14 protein-coding genes and 1 tRNA gene are annotated in these 16,081 nt (G+C 71.1%); 7 read left to right on the forward strand and 8 right to left on the reverse strand.

Annotated features, from left to right (window positions below; genetic code table 11):
* Positions 1-94: 94 nt before the first annotated feature.
* The 4 genes from FF041_RS03615 to FF041_RS03630 all read right to left on the reverse strand — a co-directional run bounded on the left by FF041_RS03615 (position 95) and on the right by FF041_RS03630 (position 3,892).
* The gene (locus FF041_RS03615) at positions 95-1,288 is read right to left on the reverse strand and encodes an ABC transporter permease (protein ID WP_153520976.1); all 1,194 of its coding nucleotides are present in this window, start codon (positions 1,286-1,288) and stop codon (positions 95-97) included.
* Complete coding sequence (locus FF041_RS03620; RefSeq protein WP_407698102.1) at positions 1,285-2,037, reverse strand: ABC transporter ATP-binding protein; 753 nt, start codon at positions 2,035-2,037, stop codon at positions 1,285-1,287. Before FF041_RS03620 ends, FF041_RS03615 begins: the two co-directional genes overlap by 4 nt.
* Before the next feature lie 95 nt (positions 2,038-2,132).
* On the reverse strand, positions 2,133-3,212 hold the full coding sequence (locus FF041_RS03625) for a peptidoglycan-binding domain-containing protein (RefSeq protein WP_323391121.1): 1,080 nt from the start codon (positions 3,210-3,212) through the stop codon (positions 2,133-2,135).
* The gene (locus FF041_RS03630; protein ID WP_153520978.1) at positions 3,209-3,892 is read right to left on the reverse strand and encodes a hypothetical protein; all 684 of its coding nucleotides are present in this window, start codon (positions 3,890-3,892) and stop codon (positions 3,209-3,211) included. Before FF041_RS03630 ends, FF041_RS03625 begins: the two co-directional genes overlap by 4 nt.
* A gap of 134 nt (positions 3,893-4,026) precedes the next feature.
* On the opposite strand from FF041_RS03630, the gene FF041_RS03635 reads away from it, so the two are divergent.
* From FF041_RS03635 to FF041_RS38785, 4 genes are all read left to right on the forward strand, one after another.
* On the forward strand, positions 4,027-4,743 hold the full coding sequence (locus FF041_RS03635) for a response regulator transcription factor (RefSeq protein ID WP_153520979.1): 717 nt from the start codon (positions 4,027-4,029) through the stop codon (positions 4,741-4,743).
* A 32-nt stretch (positions 4,744-4,775) separates the two neighbouring features.
* Positions 4,776-6,287, forward strand: coding sequence for a HAMP domain-containing sensor histidine kinase (locus FF041_RS03640; protein WP_323391122.1), 1,512 nt, complete (start codon positions 4,776-4,778; stop codon positions 6,285-6,287).
* Entirely contained in the window at positions 6,284-6,778 is a 495-nt protein-coding gene (locus tag FF041_RS03645) for a hypothetical protein (protein WP_323391124.1), read from the forward strand. The genes FF041_RS03640 and FF041_RS03645 overlap by 4 nt, the downstream gene beginning before the upstream one ends.
* A 248-nt stretch (positions 6,779-7,026) precedes the next feature.
* Positions 7,027-7,161 carry a DLW-39 family protein gene (locus FF041_RS38785; protein ID WP_003958712.1) on the forward strand — a complete coding sequence of 45 codons (135 nt, stop codon included), beginning with the start codon at positions 7,027-7,029 and terminating at the stop codon, positions 7,159-7,161.
* 86 nt (positions 7,162-7,247) lie between these two features.
* On the opposite strand, the gene FF041_RS03655 is transcribed toward FF041_RS38785, so the two are convergent.
* Together FF041_RS03655 and FF041_RS03660 are read right to left on the reverse strand one after the other, a co-directional pair.
* On the reverse strand, positions 7,248-8,753 hold the full coding sequence (locus FF041_RS03655; protein WP_153520980.1) for a serine/threonine-protein kinase: 1,506 nt from the start codon (positions 8,751-8,753) through the stop codon (positions 7,248-7,250).
* 63 nt (positions 8,754-8,816) lie between these two features.
* On the reverse strand, positions 8,817-9,365 hold the full coding sequence (locus FF041_RS03660; RefSeq protein ID WP_153485162.1) for a helix-turn-helix domain-containing protein: 549 nt from the start codon (positions 9,363-9,365) through the stop codon (positions 8,817-8,819).
* Between the two features lie 181 nt (positions 9,366-9,546).
* Between FF041_RS03660 and FF041_RS03665 the strand changes: the two genes are divergently transcribed.
* A tRNA-Ala gene (locus tag FF041_RS03665) sits at positions 9,547-9,619 on the forward strand.
* Between the two features lie 104 nt (positions 9,620-9,723).
* Complete coding sequence (locus FF041_RS03670; protein WP_323391125.1) at positions 9,724-11,580, forward strand: tyrosine-type recombinase/integrase; 1,857 nt, start codon at positions 9,724-9,726, stop codon at positions 11,578-11,580.
* A gap of 148 nt (positions 11,581-11,728) precedes the next feature.
* On the opposite strand, the gene FF041_RS03675 is transcribed toward FF041_RS03670, so the two are convergent.
* Both FF041_RS03675 and FF041_RS03680 read right to left on the reverse strand, forming a co-directional pair.
* Positions 11,729-12,475 carry a TRADD-N-associated membrane domain-containing protein gene (locus FF041_RS03675; RefSeq protein ID WP_153520981.1) on the reverse strand — a complete coding sequence of 249 codons (747 nt, stop codon included), beginning with the start codon at positions 12,473-12,475 and terminating at the stop codon, positions 11,729-11,731.
* Between the two features lie 841 nt (positions 12,476-13,316).
* On the reverse strand, positions 13,317-13,763 hold the full coding sequence (locus tag FF041_RS03680; protein ID WP_153520982.1) for a hypothetical protein: 447 nt from the start codon (positions 13,761-13,763) through the stop codon (positions 13,317-13,319).
* 575 nt (positions 13,764-14,338) lie between these two features.
* On the opposite strand from FF041_RS03680, the gene FF041_RS03685 reads away from it, so the two are divergent.
* Positions 14,339-16,081: tetratricopeptide repeat protein (locus FF041_RS03685; protein ID WP_323391127.1), on the forward strand; the 1,743-nt coding region annotated here is incomplete at its 3' end.

Raw genomic sequence — 16,081 nt, forward strand, 5'->3', positions numbered from 1 at the left:
CGGGGGTTTTTGACGTCTACGGCTGACATCAGCCGATAAGCGGGTCCTCCCATAGCTCCGCGAGCATGGAGACGGCCTCCCGTACGCCGTCGCCTCAGGTCGCGTTCAGCGCCACCGTCGGGTGGACACGGGAGGCGCGGATGGCCGGATAGAGGCCCGCGATCACGCCGATCAGGAGGGTGGCGGCCAGGCCGCCCGCCAGGGACCAGGGCGGGACCACCGGCGTCCACCCCTGGACGCGTGCGAAGCCGTAGGTCGCCGCCGCGCCCAGCAGTGCGCCCGTCGCCCCGCCCAGTGCCGACAGCAGCAGCGACTCGGTCAGGAACTGGAGCCGGATCGCGCTGCGGGTCGCGCCCAGTGAGCGGCGCAGGCCGATCTCCTGGCGGCGTTCCAGGACGGAGATGACCATGGTGTTGGCGACGCCCACACCGCCGACCAGGAGGGCCACCGCGCCCAGGCCGAGCATCAGGGCCGTCAGGCCCTCGTCGGTGGCGGCTTTGGCGGCCAGTGCGTCCGAGGGGCGGGAGACCCTGACGCTCGCCTCGTTGCCGGGGCTGATGGTGCGGGCCAGGATCGCCCGTACATCCTCCACCGAGGCGTCCGTGGAGCGCTCGAAGACGGTGGTGGGGTGGCCGTCGAAGCCGAAGTAGCGCTCGGCGGCGGGGAATCCGACCAGGGCGACCCGGTCCAGGGTGGGGGCCAGTTCGATCGGTCGGAGGATGCCGACGACGACCACGCGGGTGTCGTTCATCATGATCGTCTCGCCGGTGCGGGCGATGCCGAGGCGGTCCGCCGCCACCGCGCCGAGGACCGTCGCCGGGAGGCGTTCGCCGGCCCGGTCCAGCCAGGCGCCCTTCGCGACCTCGCCGCCGAGTGTGGAGAGCAGATCGGTGCGGGCCGCCTGGGCGCTGACGCCGGCGGTGCGCTCCTCGGGGACCAGGTCGCTGCGGCGGATGCGGGCGTCGATGTCGGCGGTGGCCGTGGCGTGCTGCACCGGGCCGATGCGCTCGACCATCGCGACCGCGTTCTCGGGGAGCTTGACCGGCTTCCCCAGGGGGTCCTCGCCCACCTCGGCGGTGAGGAGATTGGTGCCGAGGCGGTCGAGCCGGGCCATCAGGTCCGCGCGGCTCGACTCGGACAGGCCGACGACCGCGACCATGGTCGCGATCCCGATGGCGATGCCGAGCGCCGAGAGCACCACGCGCGCGCGGCGTGCCCGGAGGCCGACCGCGCCGACGCGGAGGACGTCGCGGGGGGAGAGCCGGGAGGGCTTGAGGTCGTTCCTCATGAACCGGCCTCTTCCGTACGGGAGGCGGAGCGCGTGCCGGGGCGCGCGCCGGAAGGCGTGTCGGAGCGCGTGCCGGAACGTGTGCCGGAACGCGAGTCCGAGACGATCTCGCCGTCCTTGAAACGGACCCGGCGCGGCAGCGAGTCCGCGATCCCGTTGTCGTGGGTGATCACACAGATGGTGGTGCCGGACGCGTTCAGCTCGTGCAGCAGCGCCATGACGATCTCGCCGGACGCGGTGTCCAGCGCCCCGGTCGGTTCGTCCGCCAGCAGCAGCCGGGGGTCTCCCACCAGGGCGCGGGCGATGGCCACGCGCTGCTTCTCGCCGCCGGACAGCTCGTTCGGCGTATGCGAGCGGCGGTGGTCGAGCCGTACCTTGGCGAGGGCCTCGCGCGCTCGCGTACGCCGTTCCCGCAGCGGTACGCCCGCGTACAGCAGTCCGTCGGCGACGTTGTCCACCGCGTCGCGGCCCGCCGCCAGGTGGAAATGCTGGAACACGAAGCCGATGTGGCGGGCGCGCAGTGCGGAGAGCCGGGAGTCGGAGAGCTCGGACACGTCGTATCCGGCGACCCGGACGGTGCCCGTGGTGGGCTTGTCGAGGGTGCCCATGATGTTGAGCATCGTGGACTTGCCGGAGCCGGACGGGCCGACGACGGCGACCAGTTCGCCCTCCTCGACGGTGAGATTCACGCCGCGCAGGGCGTGGACGCCGCCGGGGTACGACTTGGCGGCGTCCCGCAGTTCGATCACCGGGGGCGGCCTCGTGCCGGCGGCATCCCTCGGTTCGGTCACCGGAGCCGGCGCAGTGCCGGCGGCGTTCCGCGGTTCGATCACCGGGTCCCGCCTCATGACTTCGCCACTCCGACCTTCAGGCCCTCGCGCAGATCCGGGCCGCTGACCTCGATCTGCCCGTCGGCGGTCATGCCCGTCTCCACCCGCACGATCTTCGAGGCGGAGCCCTGGACGACCTGGAGGCCGTAGCCGCCGTTCTCGCCGCGCAGGGCGACGATCGCCTCGACGGGGACCGCGAGGACCCCCTCGCGCGCCTCGCTGACGAACTTCACGCTCGCCGTCGCCTTGGCATCCTCGCCGGACGCGGCGTTCACCCCGCCGTCCAGGACGACCTCGACGACGATGCCCTCCGAGGCGCCCGCGCCGCCCCCGGCGTCGGACTCCTCGGGGCGCACCGTCCCGGCGACCTCGCCGGCCACGGTCTTCCCGCTCGGCAGGGTGACCTCGACCTCGGTGCCCTTCGAGGTGAGCGCGCCGTCGGTCTGGTCCAGTTCCGCCCGTACGACGGGTTTGGTGGAGGCGATCGTCATAACCGGCGTGTCCGGGCCGACCTGGTCGGCGAGCGCCGCGTCGGCGGAGACCACCTTGACCTGGCCGGGCTGGAAGACGACATCGCCCCTGCCGACCTTGCCGCTGGTGACGCGGTTCAGGGACTTCTGCCACTGCTTGACGGCGGCCTCGGTGTCGTCGTCGTACCAGACGTCGACGTACAGACCAGCGCCGTATCCCAGGTCGCGCAGATTGCGCTCCAGCTGGAGTACGTCGCTGCCCCGGTCGCCCGTCTTCATCTCGCGGAACATCGGGACCGGACCGTAGAGGAGGGTGACCGGCTTGTCGTTCAGCTCGTACAGCGGCTGCCCCATGGTCAGCGTCTTCCCTTCGGAGGCGGCCACCGTGACGGTGCCCTCGACGGCCGACTTGACGGCGCGGGGCTGCGCGAAGTCGAGCTTGCCGTCGACCGTCTTCGACTGCACCAGGTCGGTGCGGACGACGCTCGCGACGGCGGGCGGCAGTTCGCCGCCCCGCCCGGGGGCGTCCGCGCCGCCGCCGTCGCCGAGGAACAGGACGCCCCCGGTGACGGCGGCGGCAGCGGTCGCCGCGCCGAGCGTGAGAAAGACGGTGCGGCGCTTCACTGCATGCCGTCCAGGCCGTCGAGCAGCTTCGTCTTGCACGCCTCGCGGGCCTGCTTGTACGCCGGCGACTCCTGGTCGATGGTCGGGGACCCCGGGCTCGGGTCGCCGCCCGGCACGGCGTTTCCGCCGCTCATGACCGGGTTGGTGAACTGGGAGACGCCGTTGTCCCGCATGCACTTGGCGTGCGCGAGCATCGATTCGTAGGACTTCTGCTGGTCGCGCTTGGGCTCGGCCGCCATCACGGCCTTGAGCTCGTCGACGCAGACATTGTCCTTGCCGGCCTTGATGCCGGCGTTGCGGCCGGGCTGGGAGCCGAGCTCGCCGACCTTCGACCAGTCGGGGTAGCCGCTGAGCTTGGGGTCGGGGTACTCCGGGTAGCCGCCCTTGGCGCGCATGCACTGGACGAACGTCATCTGCGCGTCGTAGAAGGCGCTCTTCCCGGCGGGCTGAGTGCTCGGCTTGTCCTTCGCGGACTTCGCGGACTTCGCGGGGTTCGCATCCTCCGCGGGCTGTGATGTTGACGAGGTGTCCGGTGCCTCGGCGATGCCATGGCTCTTCGCGCCGCCGCCGCCGTCGTCGTCACCGCCGCCGCAGGCCGCTGAGAAGACGAGCACGGGGACCGCCGCGAGCGCGGTCAGGCGCAGCCGGGCAGCAGCACGGGAGGTCATCTTGAGGATCATGACCGCAACCCTCGCCACGCCACATGACGGCCCTTCCATGGCCACATGATGAGAACGTAACAATGCCCCCGACCTGCATATCGGTCCCCGTACGGGGCGGTGGAACGGCGGTCGTGGCGCCCATAATCGAACGCATGCCGCATGTGCTGCTCATCGAGGACGACGCGTCCGTACGGGACGGAATGGAGCTCGTGCTGCGCCGGCACGGGTACGGCGTCGACACGGCGGCCACCGGCGAGCAGGCCCTCGCCCTGCTGGACGGCCCGGGCGGCGGGCGGGTCGAGCTGGCCGTGCTGGATCTGATGCTGCCCGGCATGGACGGCTTCGAGGTGTGCCGCCGTATCCGCGCCAGGACCACCGCGCTGCCGGTCATCATGCTGACCGCGCGCGGCGACGACCACGACATCGTGACCGGCCTGGAGGCGGGTGCGGATGACTACGTCGTCAAGCCGGTCACCGCGCCCGTGCTGGAGGCCCGCATCCGGGCCGCGCTGCGGCGCGCGGAACCGTCCGGGCAGGCGCCGGGAGCGTCCGGGCAGACGCCGGGGGCGCCCGCCGATCTCGCCGGGCTGGTGATCGACCGCGCCGGGCTGACCGTCACCAAGCACGGCGTCCCGGTCGCGCTGCCGCCCACCGAACTGCGGCTGCTGCTGGAGCTCTCGGCCTCCCCCTGCCGGGTCTTCAGCCGTGAGCAGCTCCTCGAATCCGTCTGGGACCACAGCTTCCTGGGGGACTCCCGGCTGGTGGACGCGGCGGTCGGACGGCTGCGGGCCAAGCTGGAGGACGTGCCGGCGAAGCCGCGGTACGTCCAGACGGTGCGGGGCTTCGGCTACCGCTTCGGGCCGCTGTGAACCGTACGGACGGAGGCCGGCACGGCACGACTGTGAACCGTACGGGCAAAGGCGGCCACGCCGCCGCCGTGAAGCGGCGCACCCGGCGGCTCGTCGGCGGGCTGCGCATCCGGCTCGTGGTCGTCTTCGTCGCGGTCGCCCTCATCAGCGCGGTGACCGCGACCGCCCTCGCCTACCGGGACGCCCGCACCGCCGTCCTCCAGCGCACCCAGAACACCGCCGTGAACGACCTCCGGGAGCAGGTCGCCGAGGTCGCCGCGGACTTCGACGTACCACCCGACCAGCGGTCGCTCGCCCGGTTCGCGGCGGAGGTCTCGGAGGGCATCGGCGCCCGCATCGTGGTCGCCCGCCATCAGGATCTCGTCGCGGTCTCCGACTCGCTCGCCGACACGGAGAGCCGGATCACCGCCGAGCTGCGCGCCGCCGTGCGCGCCGGGGACGAGGCCCGGTTCCAGCGGGTGGAGTGGCGGGGCGAGCCCTATCTGGTCGTCGGCATGCCCGTGACATACGCGGACGGGGACCGCCGCACCTCCGGCCTGGAGGTCTTCGCGATCACCGATCTGCGGGCCGAGCGCGACGACACCGCCGCCCTGCTGGACTCCGTACGGGCGGGCATCGTGCCGGTGGTGCTGCTGGCCGCCGTCCTGGCGCTGCTGGCCGCGGGGACGGTCCTGCGTCCGGTACGGAAGCTGGGCCGGGCCACCCGTGAGCTCGCGGCCGGGGACCTCGGCAGCCGGACCGCCGTCACCGGGCACGATGAACTCGCCGATCTGGCGCGGACGTTCAACGAGACCGCCGACGCGCTCCAGGCGTCCGACGCGGAGCTGCGCGAGCAGGAGGCGAAGGCCCGCCGCTTCGTGGCGGACGTGTCGCACGAACTGCGCACGCCCCTCGCGGCGATGACGATGGTGGCGACCGTGCTGGAGGAGGACGCCGACCAACTGCCGCCGGACGCGGCGCGGGCGGCCCGTACCGTCGGCGCGGAGACGGCCCGGCTGGCCCGGCTGGTCGAGGATCTGATGGAGATCTCCCGCTTCGACGCCAAGGCGGTACGGCTGAACGCGGCCGAGACCGACCTCGCCGAGACGGTACGGGCGTCGCTGGCGCTGCGCGGCTGGACGGGCCGGGTGCGGACACGCCTCCCGGAGGGCGTACGGGCGGCGGTCGACCGGCGCCGTATCGATGTGATCGTCGCGAACCTGGTGGGCAACGCGCTGCGGCACGGGGCCCCGCCGGTCACCGTGACCCTCCGGACGGTCCGCGCGGCGGACGGGGAGTGGGTGACGCTGGAGGTCGCCGACCATGGGCCCGGACTGCCGCCGGGGGCCCGGGAGCGGGTCTTCGACCGGTTCTACAAGGCGGACGAGTCCCGTACCCGGGGCGCGAGCGACGACAGCGGACAGGGCAGCGGTCTCGGCACGGCGATCGCGCTGGAGAACGCACGGCTGCACGGCGGCACGATCGACGTGGCGGGCGGGTCTCAAGGCGGCGCGGTGTTCACGCTGCGGCTGCCCCTGCGACGTACGGAAGAGGGCATGGAGTGAAGGTCCGGCAGCATGCCGCGGTCGCCGCGCTGGGGATCGCCCTCCTGGGCTGCGGCGTCCAGCCGACCGGGGTGATAGCCGCGGGCGAGCCCGCGTCCGGGCTGACGCGCGGGATACGGCTGTACTACGCGTCCGACAGCGGACTGCGCGCGGTGCCCGTGATCGACGCGAAGGTCAGGGACCTCGACTCGGTGCTCAAGCTGCTGCTGGTCCACGGACAGCCGGAGACGCTGCCCGACGGGCTCACCACTCTCGTCGACTTCGGCGGCTTCTCGGCGACCGGAACGGGCGCCCGCGTCACGGTGCGTCTTGAGGACCCCTATCCGGCGTCGGGGCGCGACCAGGGCACGGGGCAGCTGGTGTGCACGCTGGCGCGGGCCCAGTCCGTACTCGACCCGAAGGTCAGGACCGACGACGTCGAGGTCACCCTGCGCCCGCCCGAGGGCGCTGAGCTGGGGCCCTACCGGTGTGCGGAGTTCCTCAACGGGTGAGAACGGGTGAGAACGGGTGAGGACGTGCCAAGGACGCGGCCAGAGGGCTGGATTCCGTTAGCCCCACGGTTGGGAATCGGTGTGTACGACGTGACTTCGTACGGGCCGATCGCGTTGGGCGTCGCGTCGGTTCGGGACGATCGCCGGGGCCGAGAGCAAGAGGCAGACAGGTCACCGATCGGTATCGGTCGGTGTGTATAGTCGAGCGGCAGAAGTCCTCATACGTCAAGGAAAGACGAGGTCGCGCGGTGAAGAAGCTTCTCCTGGTCGCACTGGCCGCCATCGGCGGGCTCCTCGTGTACCGCCAGATCCAGGCGGATCGCGCCGAGCAGGATCTGTGGACGGAGGCAACTGACTCCGTGCCCGCGGGTTCGGGTGTGTGAGACGCAGCAGCGCTTGACGGAGCCCCGGTCGCTTTGAGCGGCCGGGGCTCCGTGCTGTCCGGGGCCGGGGTGCTTCCCGGGGGGAATCAGGTCTGGGACAGGGCCCAGAAGCCGACGGCGTAGCAGATCGCCGCCAGGATCAGCACCGGGATCACGACCTTCGGCGCCGGTCCGCGTCTTCGGCGGGACGACCGTGCGGCCCGTGCGGCCCGCGCCGGGGCAGTTGGAACGGCCGGGGCACTCGGGGCAGCCGGGGCGGCCGGGACAGGCAGGGTCTGTGGGCTCAGCGTGGTGTAGGCGCCGGTGACGGGCGTCTGATACGACACCGGCGCGGTGACGGCGGTCGGAGTCGGCGGCTCCCCGGGCGCGAACGGATACGGGGCGACGCCGTGCGCCGGTACGGCGGCGGGGGCCTGCGCGGGGGCGGGCTCCGAGCCGGCCGCCGGCGGAGGGGCGACCGGCCGGGCCGGATGCGCCGGCGGAGTGGGCGGCTGCTGCGGCGGCGGGGGCACGGAGAAGCCGCTCGTCGGCGGGTGCGCCGGCGGTATGGGAACGGCGGGGCCCGGGGCCGGCGCTACGGCCGAGGAGGTCTGCGCGGCCTCGAACGCCGGTGATTCCCGTGGGGCCGGCGGTACGGCCGGAAGGCTCTGGGACGCGTCCCCGGGCGGTACGGCGCCCGGCGCGGGGTCACCGGGAACGGGCGCTGGAGCACGCTCGGGCCCGTCCGGGCCGAAGCCCGGTGGAAGCGGACCCAGTTGGTCGAAGATCTCCACCGGCTCGTCGTCGGGACCGGTCTCCGGAAGCAGCTCGACGGCCGCCGAGAGCGCCTTGCGCGCCCCGGTGGCGGTCCGGAAGCGGGACTCGGGATCCGGCTTGAGCAGACCGGCCAGTACCTGCCAGAGCGGCTCCGGAATGCCCTGCGGCGCTCCCGGGGTGCCATGGCTGGTGAAGTACTCCACCAGCGCCACGGAGTCGGGCTTCTGGCCTTCGAGCAGATAGAGCGCGACCAGGCCGACGGCGAAGAGATCGGCGGGGAAGTCCGGCTCCGCGCCGTCCATCTGCTCGGGAGCGAAGTAACCGGGCGTGCCCACCACATAGTTGGTCTCGGTGAGCCGGGGCTCGCCCTTGCGCAGCGAGATCCCGAAGTCCGAGAGCCGCAGATGCGGGCGGCCGGTCCCGGTGGCCTCCAGCAGGACGTTCGCCGGTTTGATGTCCCGGTGCACCACACCCTCCGCGTGCACCGCCGTGAGACCGGCGAGCAACTGGTCGAGCAGAGTGCACACATAGCGGGGCGGTAGCGGACCGTAGTCGCCGATCACATGCGCCAGCGAGCCGCCGCCCACCAGATCCATGGTGAACAGCACCTTGTCGTCGTCCGCGGCGAAACTGGCCGGGGCGAGGACATGCGGATGGTCGATCCGCAGGGCCTGCTCGCGGACGAAGCGCAGCAGGGTGTGGGCGTCGCTCTGCTGGAGCACCTTGGCCGCCACATAACGCCGCCGCCGCTGATCCCAGGCACGCCAGACCGCGCCCACCCCACCGCGCCCGATCGGGTCGACCAGCTCGTACCGACCGGCGAAGACCTCACCCATGGCGCTGCGCCCGCTCCCCGTCCTTTGTGAGGCCTCGGCTCCGCTCCGGTTCGGCCTCGGTGGTCAGCTCTGGTGCGACTCGTAGTGCGCGACGGCTTCCGCGGTGCGCCCGGCTCCGTACACCCTGAGGAACTCTGCCAGCTCCGGATGGGTCGGGGCGAGCGAGTCGGCCGCATCGATGATGTCCCCGGCGGCGGCCACGGACCGCAGCAGCGACTGGATCTCCCGCACGACCCGGCGCACCGTGGGCGCGCCCGAGCTGTTGGTGGTCTGGCTGGTCGCGGTCAGTACGGACCCCCCCTGGGACTTCTTGATCTCCGCCATGCGGTCGGTCGCCTCGGCGGCGCTGACGCTGCCGTCGGCCACCTGGCTCGCCAGCTCCTGGAGCGCCTGCACCCGCTGCACCACGGCGGGATTGCCGATCTTGGCGCGCTGCCCGCTCATCAGCTGCGAGAGCATGGGAGCCGACAGCCCGAGAACGGCGGCGAGACGGGCCTGATTCAGGCCCAGGTCGTCTATCAGCCGACGGAACAGCGCACCCAGGGGCTCCCCGTACCAGCTGCGCTGCAGCTCCCTGGCTCTTGCGGTCGTCTCCTGCTGAGCGGCGTCCATGCGCGTCTCCCCATCGCTTCCCCGAGCGGGCTTCGCTGCTGCGAACCACGACGAGCATCTTACGGAGAGTGGTCGCCCAGAGGGAGTCCCCATCCTTTTGGAGGATAGGCGGGAGAACCCGGTACTCTGGTCTCCGGCAGCGACCGGGACGCGAAGCGCATCCGGCTGTGCCGACCCTTTCGGGGCCTTAGCTCAGTTGGTAGAGCGCTGTCTTTGCATGGCAGATGTCAGGGGTTCGACTCCCCTAGGCTCCACATCCAGAGAGGTGCTCTGACCTGCGGAAACGCGGGACAGAGCACCTCTTCGTGTTTATAACGTCCACACCGCGTCCGCACGCCTCTGGCATAGCGTGCCCTTCGTGGCATCCATTAAAAATCGTGAGAATCGGGACGGATCGATCACCTATATGGTGCGCTGGCGGAGTGCCGGCGGAGGCAGGGGGGCGAAGGAGGACACCGAGAACTTCCGCGATGAGCGGTCGGCCGAGAAGTTCCGTGATCTCGTGAATGCTCACGGTCAAAGCTGGCCTCCGGGCTGGATCCGTGGCCAAGGCTTCATCGCGGACCAGCGGCGGCCTGGGACCATGTTCGAGCCGTACGCCCTGGCTCATATCGACCGGCTTACCGGCGTCCAGGGCGACACCAAGGCCAAGTACCGGAAGCTCGTCCTCGAAAACATGTCCCCCTGGTTCAAGCCGTACACCGTAGAGGATGGCGAGGGCTCCATCGTCCGGGAGATGGTTCAGGACTGGATCAACGATCTCGCGGCAGGCAATGCGGCCCCCCTGGACCCCTCGGACCGCAAGCCGCGGAAGAAGTACGCGGCCAAGACGATAGCCAACCAGCACGGACTTCTCTCGGCGATCCTGCAAGCCGCCGTCGATGCAGTGCCCTCCCTTCGGACCGCCAATCCATGTGCCAAGAACAGACTCCCCCGGCTGGACACCGACGAGGTCGAAGACGAGATCTGCCCGCTGGAACGGGAGGAGTGGGCGTGGGTTCACGAGTGCCTCGGCGAGCTGGACACCGAGGCACAGGAGCTGGGAGAGGTGATAGCGGAGACCGGCTTCCGCTGGGGTGAGTCCACCGCGCTCCAGCCCCGTGATCTACAGATGCGCAACGGCCGGCCCGCTCTCCGGGTCCAGCGCGCGTGGAAGCGGGACGAGGACGGGCAGCCCTATCTGGGGGCCCCGAAGTCCAAGAAGTCCCGCCGGACCGTGGTCGTCCGGTGGGGCCTGTGGAACAAGCTGAAGCGCCGTGCCAAGGGCCTCAAGCCCACGGATCTCCTCTTCACCGGTCCCATGGGCGGACGCTGGGATGCAGGAACGTTCCGCCGCCTCCGCTGGGTCCCCGCGATCGAACTCGCGGCGGAGAGGTTCGGGCTGACCAAGCGCCCGAGGATCCATGACCTCCGGCACTCGCACGCGGCCTGGCTGATCGCCGCGAAGGTGCCGCTCCCGGCGATCCAGGCCCGTCTCGGCCATGAGTCGATCACCACGACGATCGATGTGTACGGCCATCTTCTCGACGCGCTGGACGACGAGGTCGTGGCCGCGGTCGAGTGGGCGATGGACCCCATGGCGCCACTGCCCGGTTTCCTGGTCCACTCCGGCCTGGCGCAGCTGCCACATCAGCGCGGGTGGGTGGCCCCGGGCGGTTGGACGGACCCGGGAGGCACTCCGGGGGCGCCCGGCGACTCCGAGACCGTCTTCGTCATCACCGCAGGGAGCAGAAGAGTCCCGTTCGCCGAACGGCAGCACGCCCAGGACGTCGCCGATCAGTGGAACAACGACCGGGCGGAGACGATCACCAAGCTGAAGGAGGCCGGCTGGACGGAGGACGGGCTCAATCGGGTTCGCGCCCTCGGCCCGGAGGAACGCGAGCGCTGGACGGGCGCGGGACCTGTCTGGAGGCGGAAGCCGGACCGCCGGTTGGTGTACCACCGGGTGGCCACCTTCCGGCCGGACGGCACACTCGCCCACGAGCCCGAGCCCATGGCCGACGGGTGGGTCTGGGAGTTCGAGACGGACCTCTACACCGATGCTGCGGCCCAGATGCGCACGGAGTTCCGGCCCGGCCCGAGCGCCCTCACGGAGGCATTCGCCCGCGGGATCGACAAGGAAGCCGTCTCCCGGGCCTATGACGAGGTGTGCGCGAAGGCCCAGGAAGTGTGCGGGCATAGCCCGTACCTCGAACCCCTGATAACCGGGGCCTGACGACGACGGGGCTCGGAGGAACGAACCCGTTCCTCCGAGCCCCGGGCGTACGAGGATGCCTCCGCGTGCGGTCAGGCGGCTTCTGCACCGTGAACCGCCATTTGACACCCCTAGCGGGTGAGTCCCGTCCTTGAACGCGCTGGCGGACTCACCCGGCTGGGGCACCGTTCGGCGAAGCACTCTGGGACGGAATCCTTTCGAGCGGTACAACGCCACGTTCGCGCACTTCGGTGAGCGTCGCTCCGGAGAGCCTGAGGATCAGAGCCGCCTGGAGCTCTGCCTTCAGTTCGGGAGAATCCACCTCACTCACCAACCGAATAGCCGTTTCCGTCTCCCGCTCCCGCTTCATGTCTTGCCGCAGGTCCTCGGTCTGTCGTTGCATGTGCCGCATGGCAGTGTCCGCACGACGATGAGCCAACTGTCCGATGATCGCAGCTACGAGGCCAGCAATGCCCGCTACAGCAGACAGGTACAGGTCTCCGGTGGTCTCGGACTTCCAGAGCCCGACAACCACACCTCCCAGCAACACCGCAATGCCCAGAGCGGAGCACGAAAGACTGAGCGCAGTACTAAGCCTCGCCTGGGTCAGGCCCCAGGCGTAATACTCGATCAAAAGTTCGGCAAACCGGTCGTCGTCAACACGCTGCTCCCCGGCCTTCACACCAGGAACGGATCCATCAGAGCCGACGCGAAGATCACCATTCACGTTGATGACTCGCGATTCGGAATCGCCCAAGATTGTCGACCGCAGTCGAACGCGCTCTTCCGAGGTGTCCTTCCGTAGCGTTCGCATGAAGAGGCCAGCCAGCACGGTCAAGCTACCAAGGCCTGACACCACTGCGGCTGCCACTGGTCCTAGCTCGGAAAATGCCGCCCCAGGCATCAGATAGTCCACTACCGCCACGCTCTCAAACCCCTTCAGTGCACGCGCCGTTGAGCGGCCTAGACTGCCCGAGGCTATGCCTCCGTGGCTAACCGTGCTGGTTGCGCAAACGAGGCATTGGGGCGGTCGCGCTGAGTGTATGGGCGGAACCCCCGCTAAGAGGGGCCAGAGGCCCTCAGCGTGAACCAGTACGGGGCTGGTCTCGCAAGAGGGCGTTCACCAGAGGCTTAGGGGTCGCCCTGCCGCCGCCGCGGCTTCGACGCGGCGTTTGATTGCCGCAGCGGGCTCGCCAGCTGCCCGTCCGGCCCGGATAGCCGCGCTGATCGCGCGGGAGCGTCCCGCCGCCCCCCGAAGGTCCGCCAGCGGGCCACCGGGGTCCCGGCGGCGGGCGAGCCATTCGGCGCGGTTCTCGGCAGCGGTGCCGAGACGAAGGTGCGCCGGCTGCTGGCAGGAGTGGTTGTCGCAGGTGTGACAGACGGTTGGGCTGTCCGGGCCCTTCCAGCCCAGGCGGGGTATGACGCCGTGGGCGAGCTGGTAGCCGTAGAGGTGGGCTGGGACAGTCCCGCGCCGGGTCCGACCCGGGAGGGAGGCGGCCCGGAAGCTCCCGTGCCCCGTCCCGGAGATCGCGCCGAAGAAGAACCAGCACTCCGAGGTGGACGGCGTCCGGTGGACCTTGGCCCAGTACCGGGCCTGCACCGTGGGCCCGGTCAGCCAGGCCGACCACTCGGTTGCCGTGATCCGGACCGGGGCCGGCTCGCCCAGGAGAGCGAGCTGCTCGGCTCCCTCGCCGACCGGGGCGGGCCCGGAGCCGGCCGCCGCGAACAGCGGAGCCTGCCCGGACCTCTTGCCCTTCTCACCCGACATCGGCGATGCCGGTGGCAGCCACCGGCCGCGAGGTGTCCGCAGCCTCGCTCGTCCTGGGCTCGGCGGCATCCGTCGGCGTCGCCGTGGGACGGGTTCGACGTGTCCGCGGCCGGGACGCGTGCGCACGGAGCGACTCGATGACCTCTTTCGCCCGCGCAGCGGTAACGGCCTTCGCCTCACGCTCCAGCTCGTCCGCCGGTACGTCGAGGAGCCCGGCGACGAGGTCCGTGTCGCCGAACAGCCGGAGAGCCACGGCGGCGGCTTCCCGCGCCTCCAGGTCTGCCTTCTCCTTCGCGCGGGCCGCCGCGGCGGCGGCTTCCCGGGAGGTGAGGACCTGCTCCGCCGCCAGCTCCCGAACCTTCATCTGGAGCGCTGCGGAGTCGCGTACTCGTCGCCGAAGCTCAGCGGGGGTCACCGGTGCCGGCGTCGGGCTCATCGGCACACCCCGTGCGGGGCCGGGCGCTGATTCCGTATCTCCAGGGTGGGCAGGTCCAGATCGGCTGTCAGCCGCGTGTTCGACTTCATGGTTCGCACCGTAAGTGCAGGTCCCCAGACATTGCGACCTAGATCATTTTCATTGGGTCAATGGCTCTGTTCACGAGAAGTGCCAGCAGATGTTCACTGCTTTGGGAGGTGCCACGGTCAGCGACCGTTCGATTTCGTATCCGTAGGGCAGGGCGGCTCTCCGCTGAGGGGCAGCAGGCGCCGATCCGTGATGGCTTCTCTGTCACGGCGACGTCAACGGCGCCTTCCCGGCGGCGGGTGCTGTCACGGCTGGGTACCGAAACCTCCAGCTCTGCCCTTGGGCGTGTAGTGGTGGGCATTCTCGTCGTACCGGGACGGGCGACGGGTACGGAGGTTACCGACGTGGTAGGTGGGCATGTGGGGCGGGGCCGGTGGCGATGGACGCTTGGCCGACTTCTGTGGGCGCCAACAGGCGCTGCGGTAGCGGGCGGGATTGCGTGGGCGGTCGCGCGGGTCGGGCTGGAGACGGCGGACCAGCTCTCCAGCGTGATCGGCGGGACCGCTGGCCTGCTCGGCCTCGCCGTCGCCCTGGTCGCCTTGCGCTCTCCTGCCCCGGTCGCGCCTCCGGTCGCGGGCGGTGGGGCGGGTGGGCGTTGGGTGCGGGCGGCTGCCGCCAACGCCTCCTACCGTGCTCCCGCTGTCCAGGCACCCGTCCGCGGCCGTGACAGCGAACTCGCCGATCTTCAGAGCCTGGTAGCCGGCCGGGACGGCGGCCTCGTCGTGGTCTGCGGAACAGGCGGGCTGGGCAAGACCACCCTCGCCGCCCAGGCCGCCCAACAGGCCGAGACGGAGAGGCGGGCGGTGTTCTGGGTGCGGTGGCAGGACGATGCCGCCCGCCTCGCCCACGACCTCACCCGCATTGCCCAAGCCCTGGGACTCCCCGAAACCCGTCTCCACGACGCCCAGAACGGCCGGGCCGCGCTCGTCGATGTGGTGTGGGAGCAGCTGGCGGCGGTGCGCGGGTGGATGATCGTGATCGACAACGTCGACACCCCCCGCAACCTCGGCCCCGGCAGCGAGCCACCGGGCTCCTACCGCGGGTGGGTGCGCCCCGACGGTGGCGGACTCCTCCTGGTCACCACCCGCGACACCGCGCGCGGCACCTGGGGACCGAGGGCGCACCTCGTCCCCCTCGAACCCCTGGCCGCCGATCCCTCGGGTGCGGTGCTGCGTGACGCCGCACCCGCCGCCGGCACCACGGTGGAGGCCGCCGCGCTCGGGGAACGGCTCGGGGGGCTCCCTCTCGCCCTGGACACCGCGGGCCGCTACCTCGCCAACCCGACCAGCCGCTACCGCACCTTCACCGCTTACCAGCACGCCCTCCCCACCGAGTTCGGTGACCTCGTCGGTGCCGAACACCCGCAGGCCACCGACCCGGAGGTCGCCCGCACGGTGGTGCGGCACACCTTCGACCTCTCCCTCGCCCAACTCCACACCGACGGCTACACCCTCGCCCGCCCCGCTCTGTTCCTCCTCGCCCTCCTCGCTCCCGCACCCGTCCCCCGCGCTTTCCTCACCCCCGCCCTCCTCGCCGACGCCACCGGGCAGAGGGTCACTGCGTCCGAACTCGATGCCTCCTTCGCCGCACTCCACCAGTACGGCCTCATCAGCACCCCCGCCGTGCCACCGGCGGACAGCGGCGGCGGGGATGCGCTCACGGTCGGGCAGGTCGCCATGCACCCCCTGGTCCACGACGTCATCGCCCTCACCGCCCCACCCGGCACCGACCACACCACCTGTCACACCGCCCTCGACACCCACCTCACCCAGACCGTTCGCGACACCACCAGCGCGGGCCGCGCCGGCTGGCCCACCGCACGTCTCCTCGCCCCACACCTCCCGCCCCTCCTCCACCGCACATCCCACGCCGACTTCACCGCCACCCGCAACCTGCTGACCAACCTCGCCAGCACCCTCCAGGACGCGGGCGCCACAGCCGAAGAACACCTTCTGAGCCAGTGCGTCCTCGACGCCGAGACTCACCACCTCGGCCCGGACCATCCCGACACACTCACCAGCCGCAACAACCTCGCCGTCGCCCTCGACAATCTCGGCCGTCATCAGGAGGCCGCCGACCTCCACCGGCAGAACCTCACCGACCGCGAACGCGCCCTGGGCCCCAATCAGCCCGACACCCTCAGCAGCCGCAACAACCTCGCCGTCGCCCTCGACGATCTCGGCCGTCATCAGGAGGCTGCCGACCTCCACCGGCAGAACCTCACCGACCGC

The organism is Streptomyces jumonjinensis (genome assembly GCF_009600885.1).
GTDB lineage: Bacteria > Actinomycetota > Actinomycetes > Streptomycetales > Streptomycetaceae > Streptomyces > Streptomyces jumonjinensis.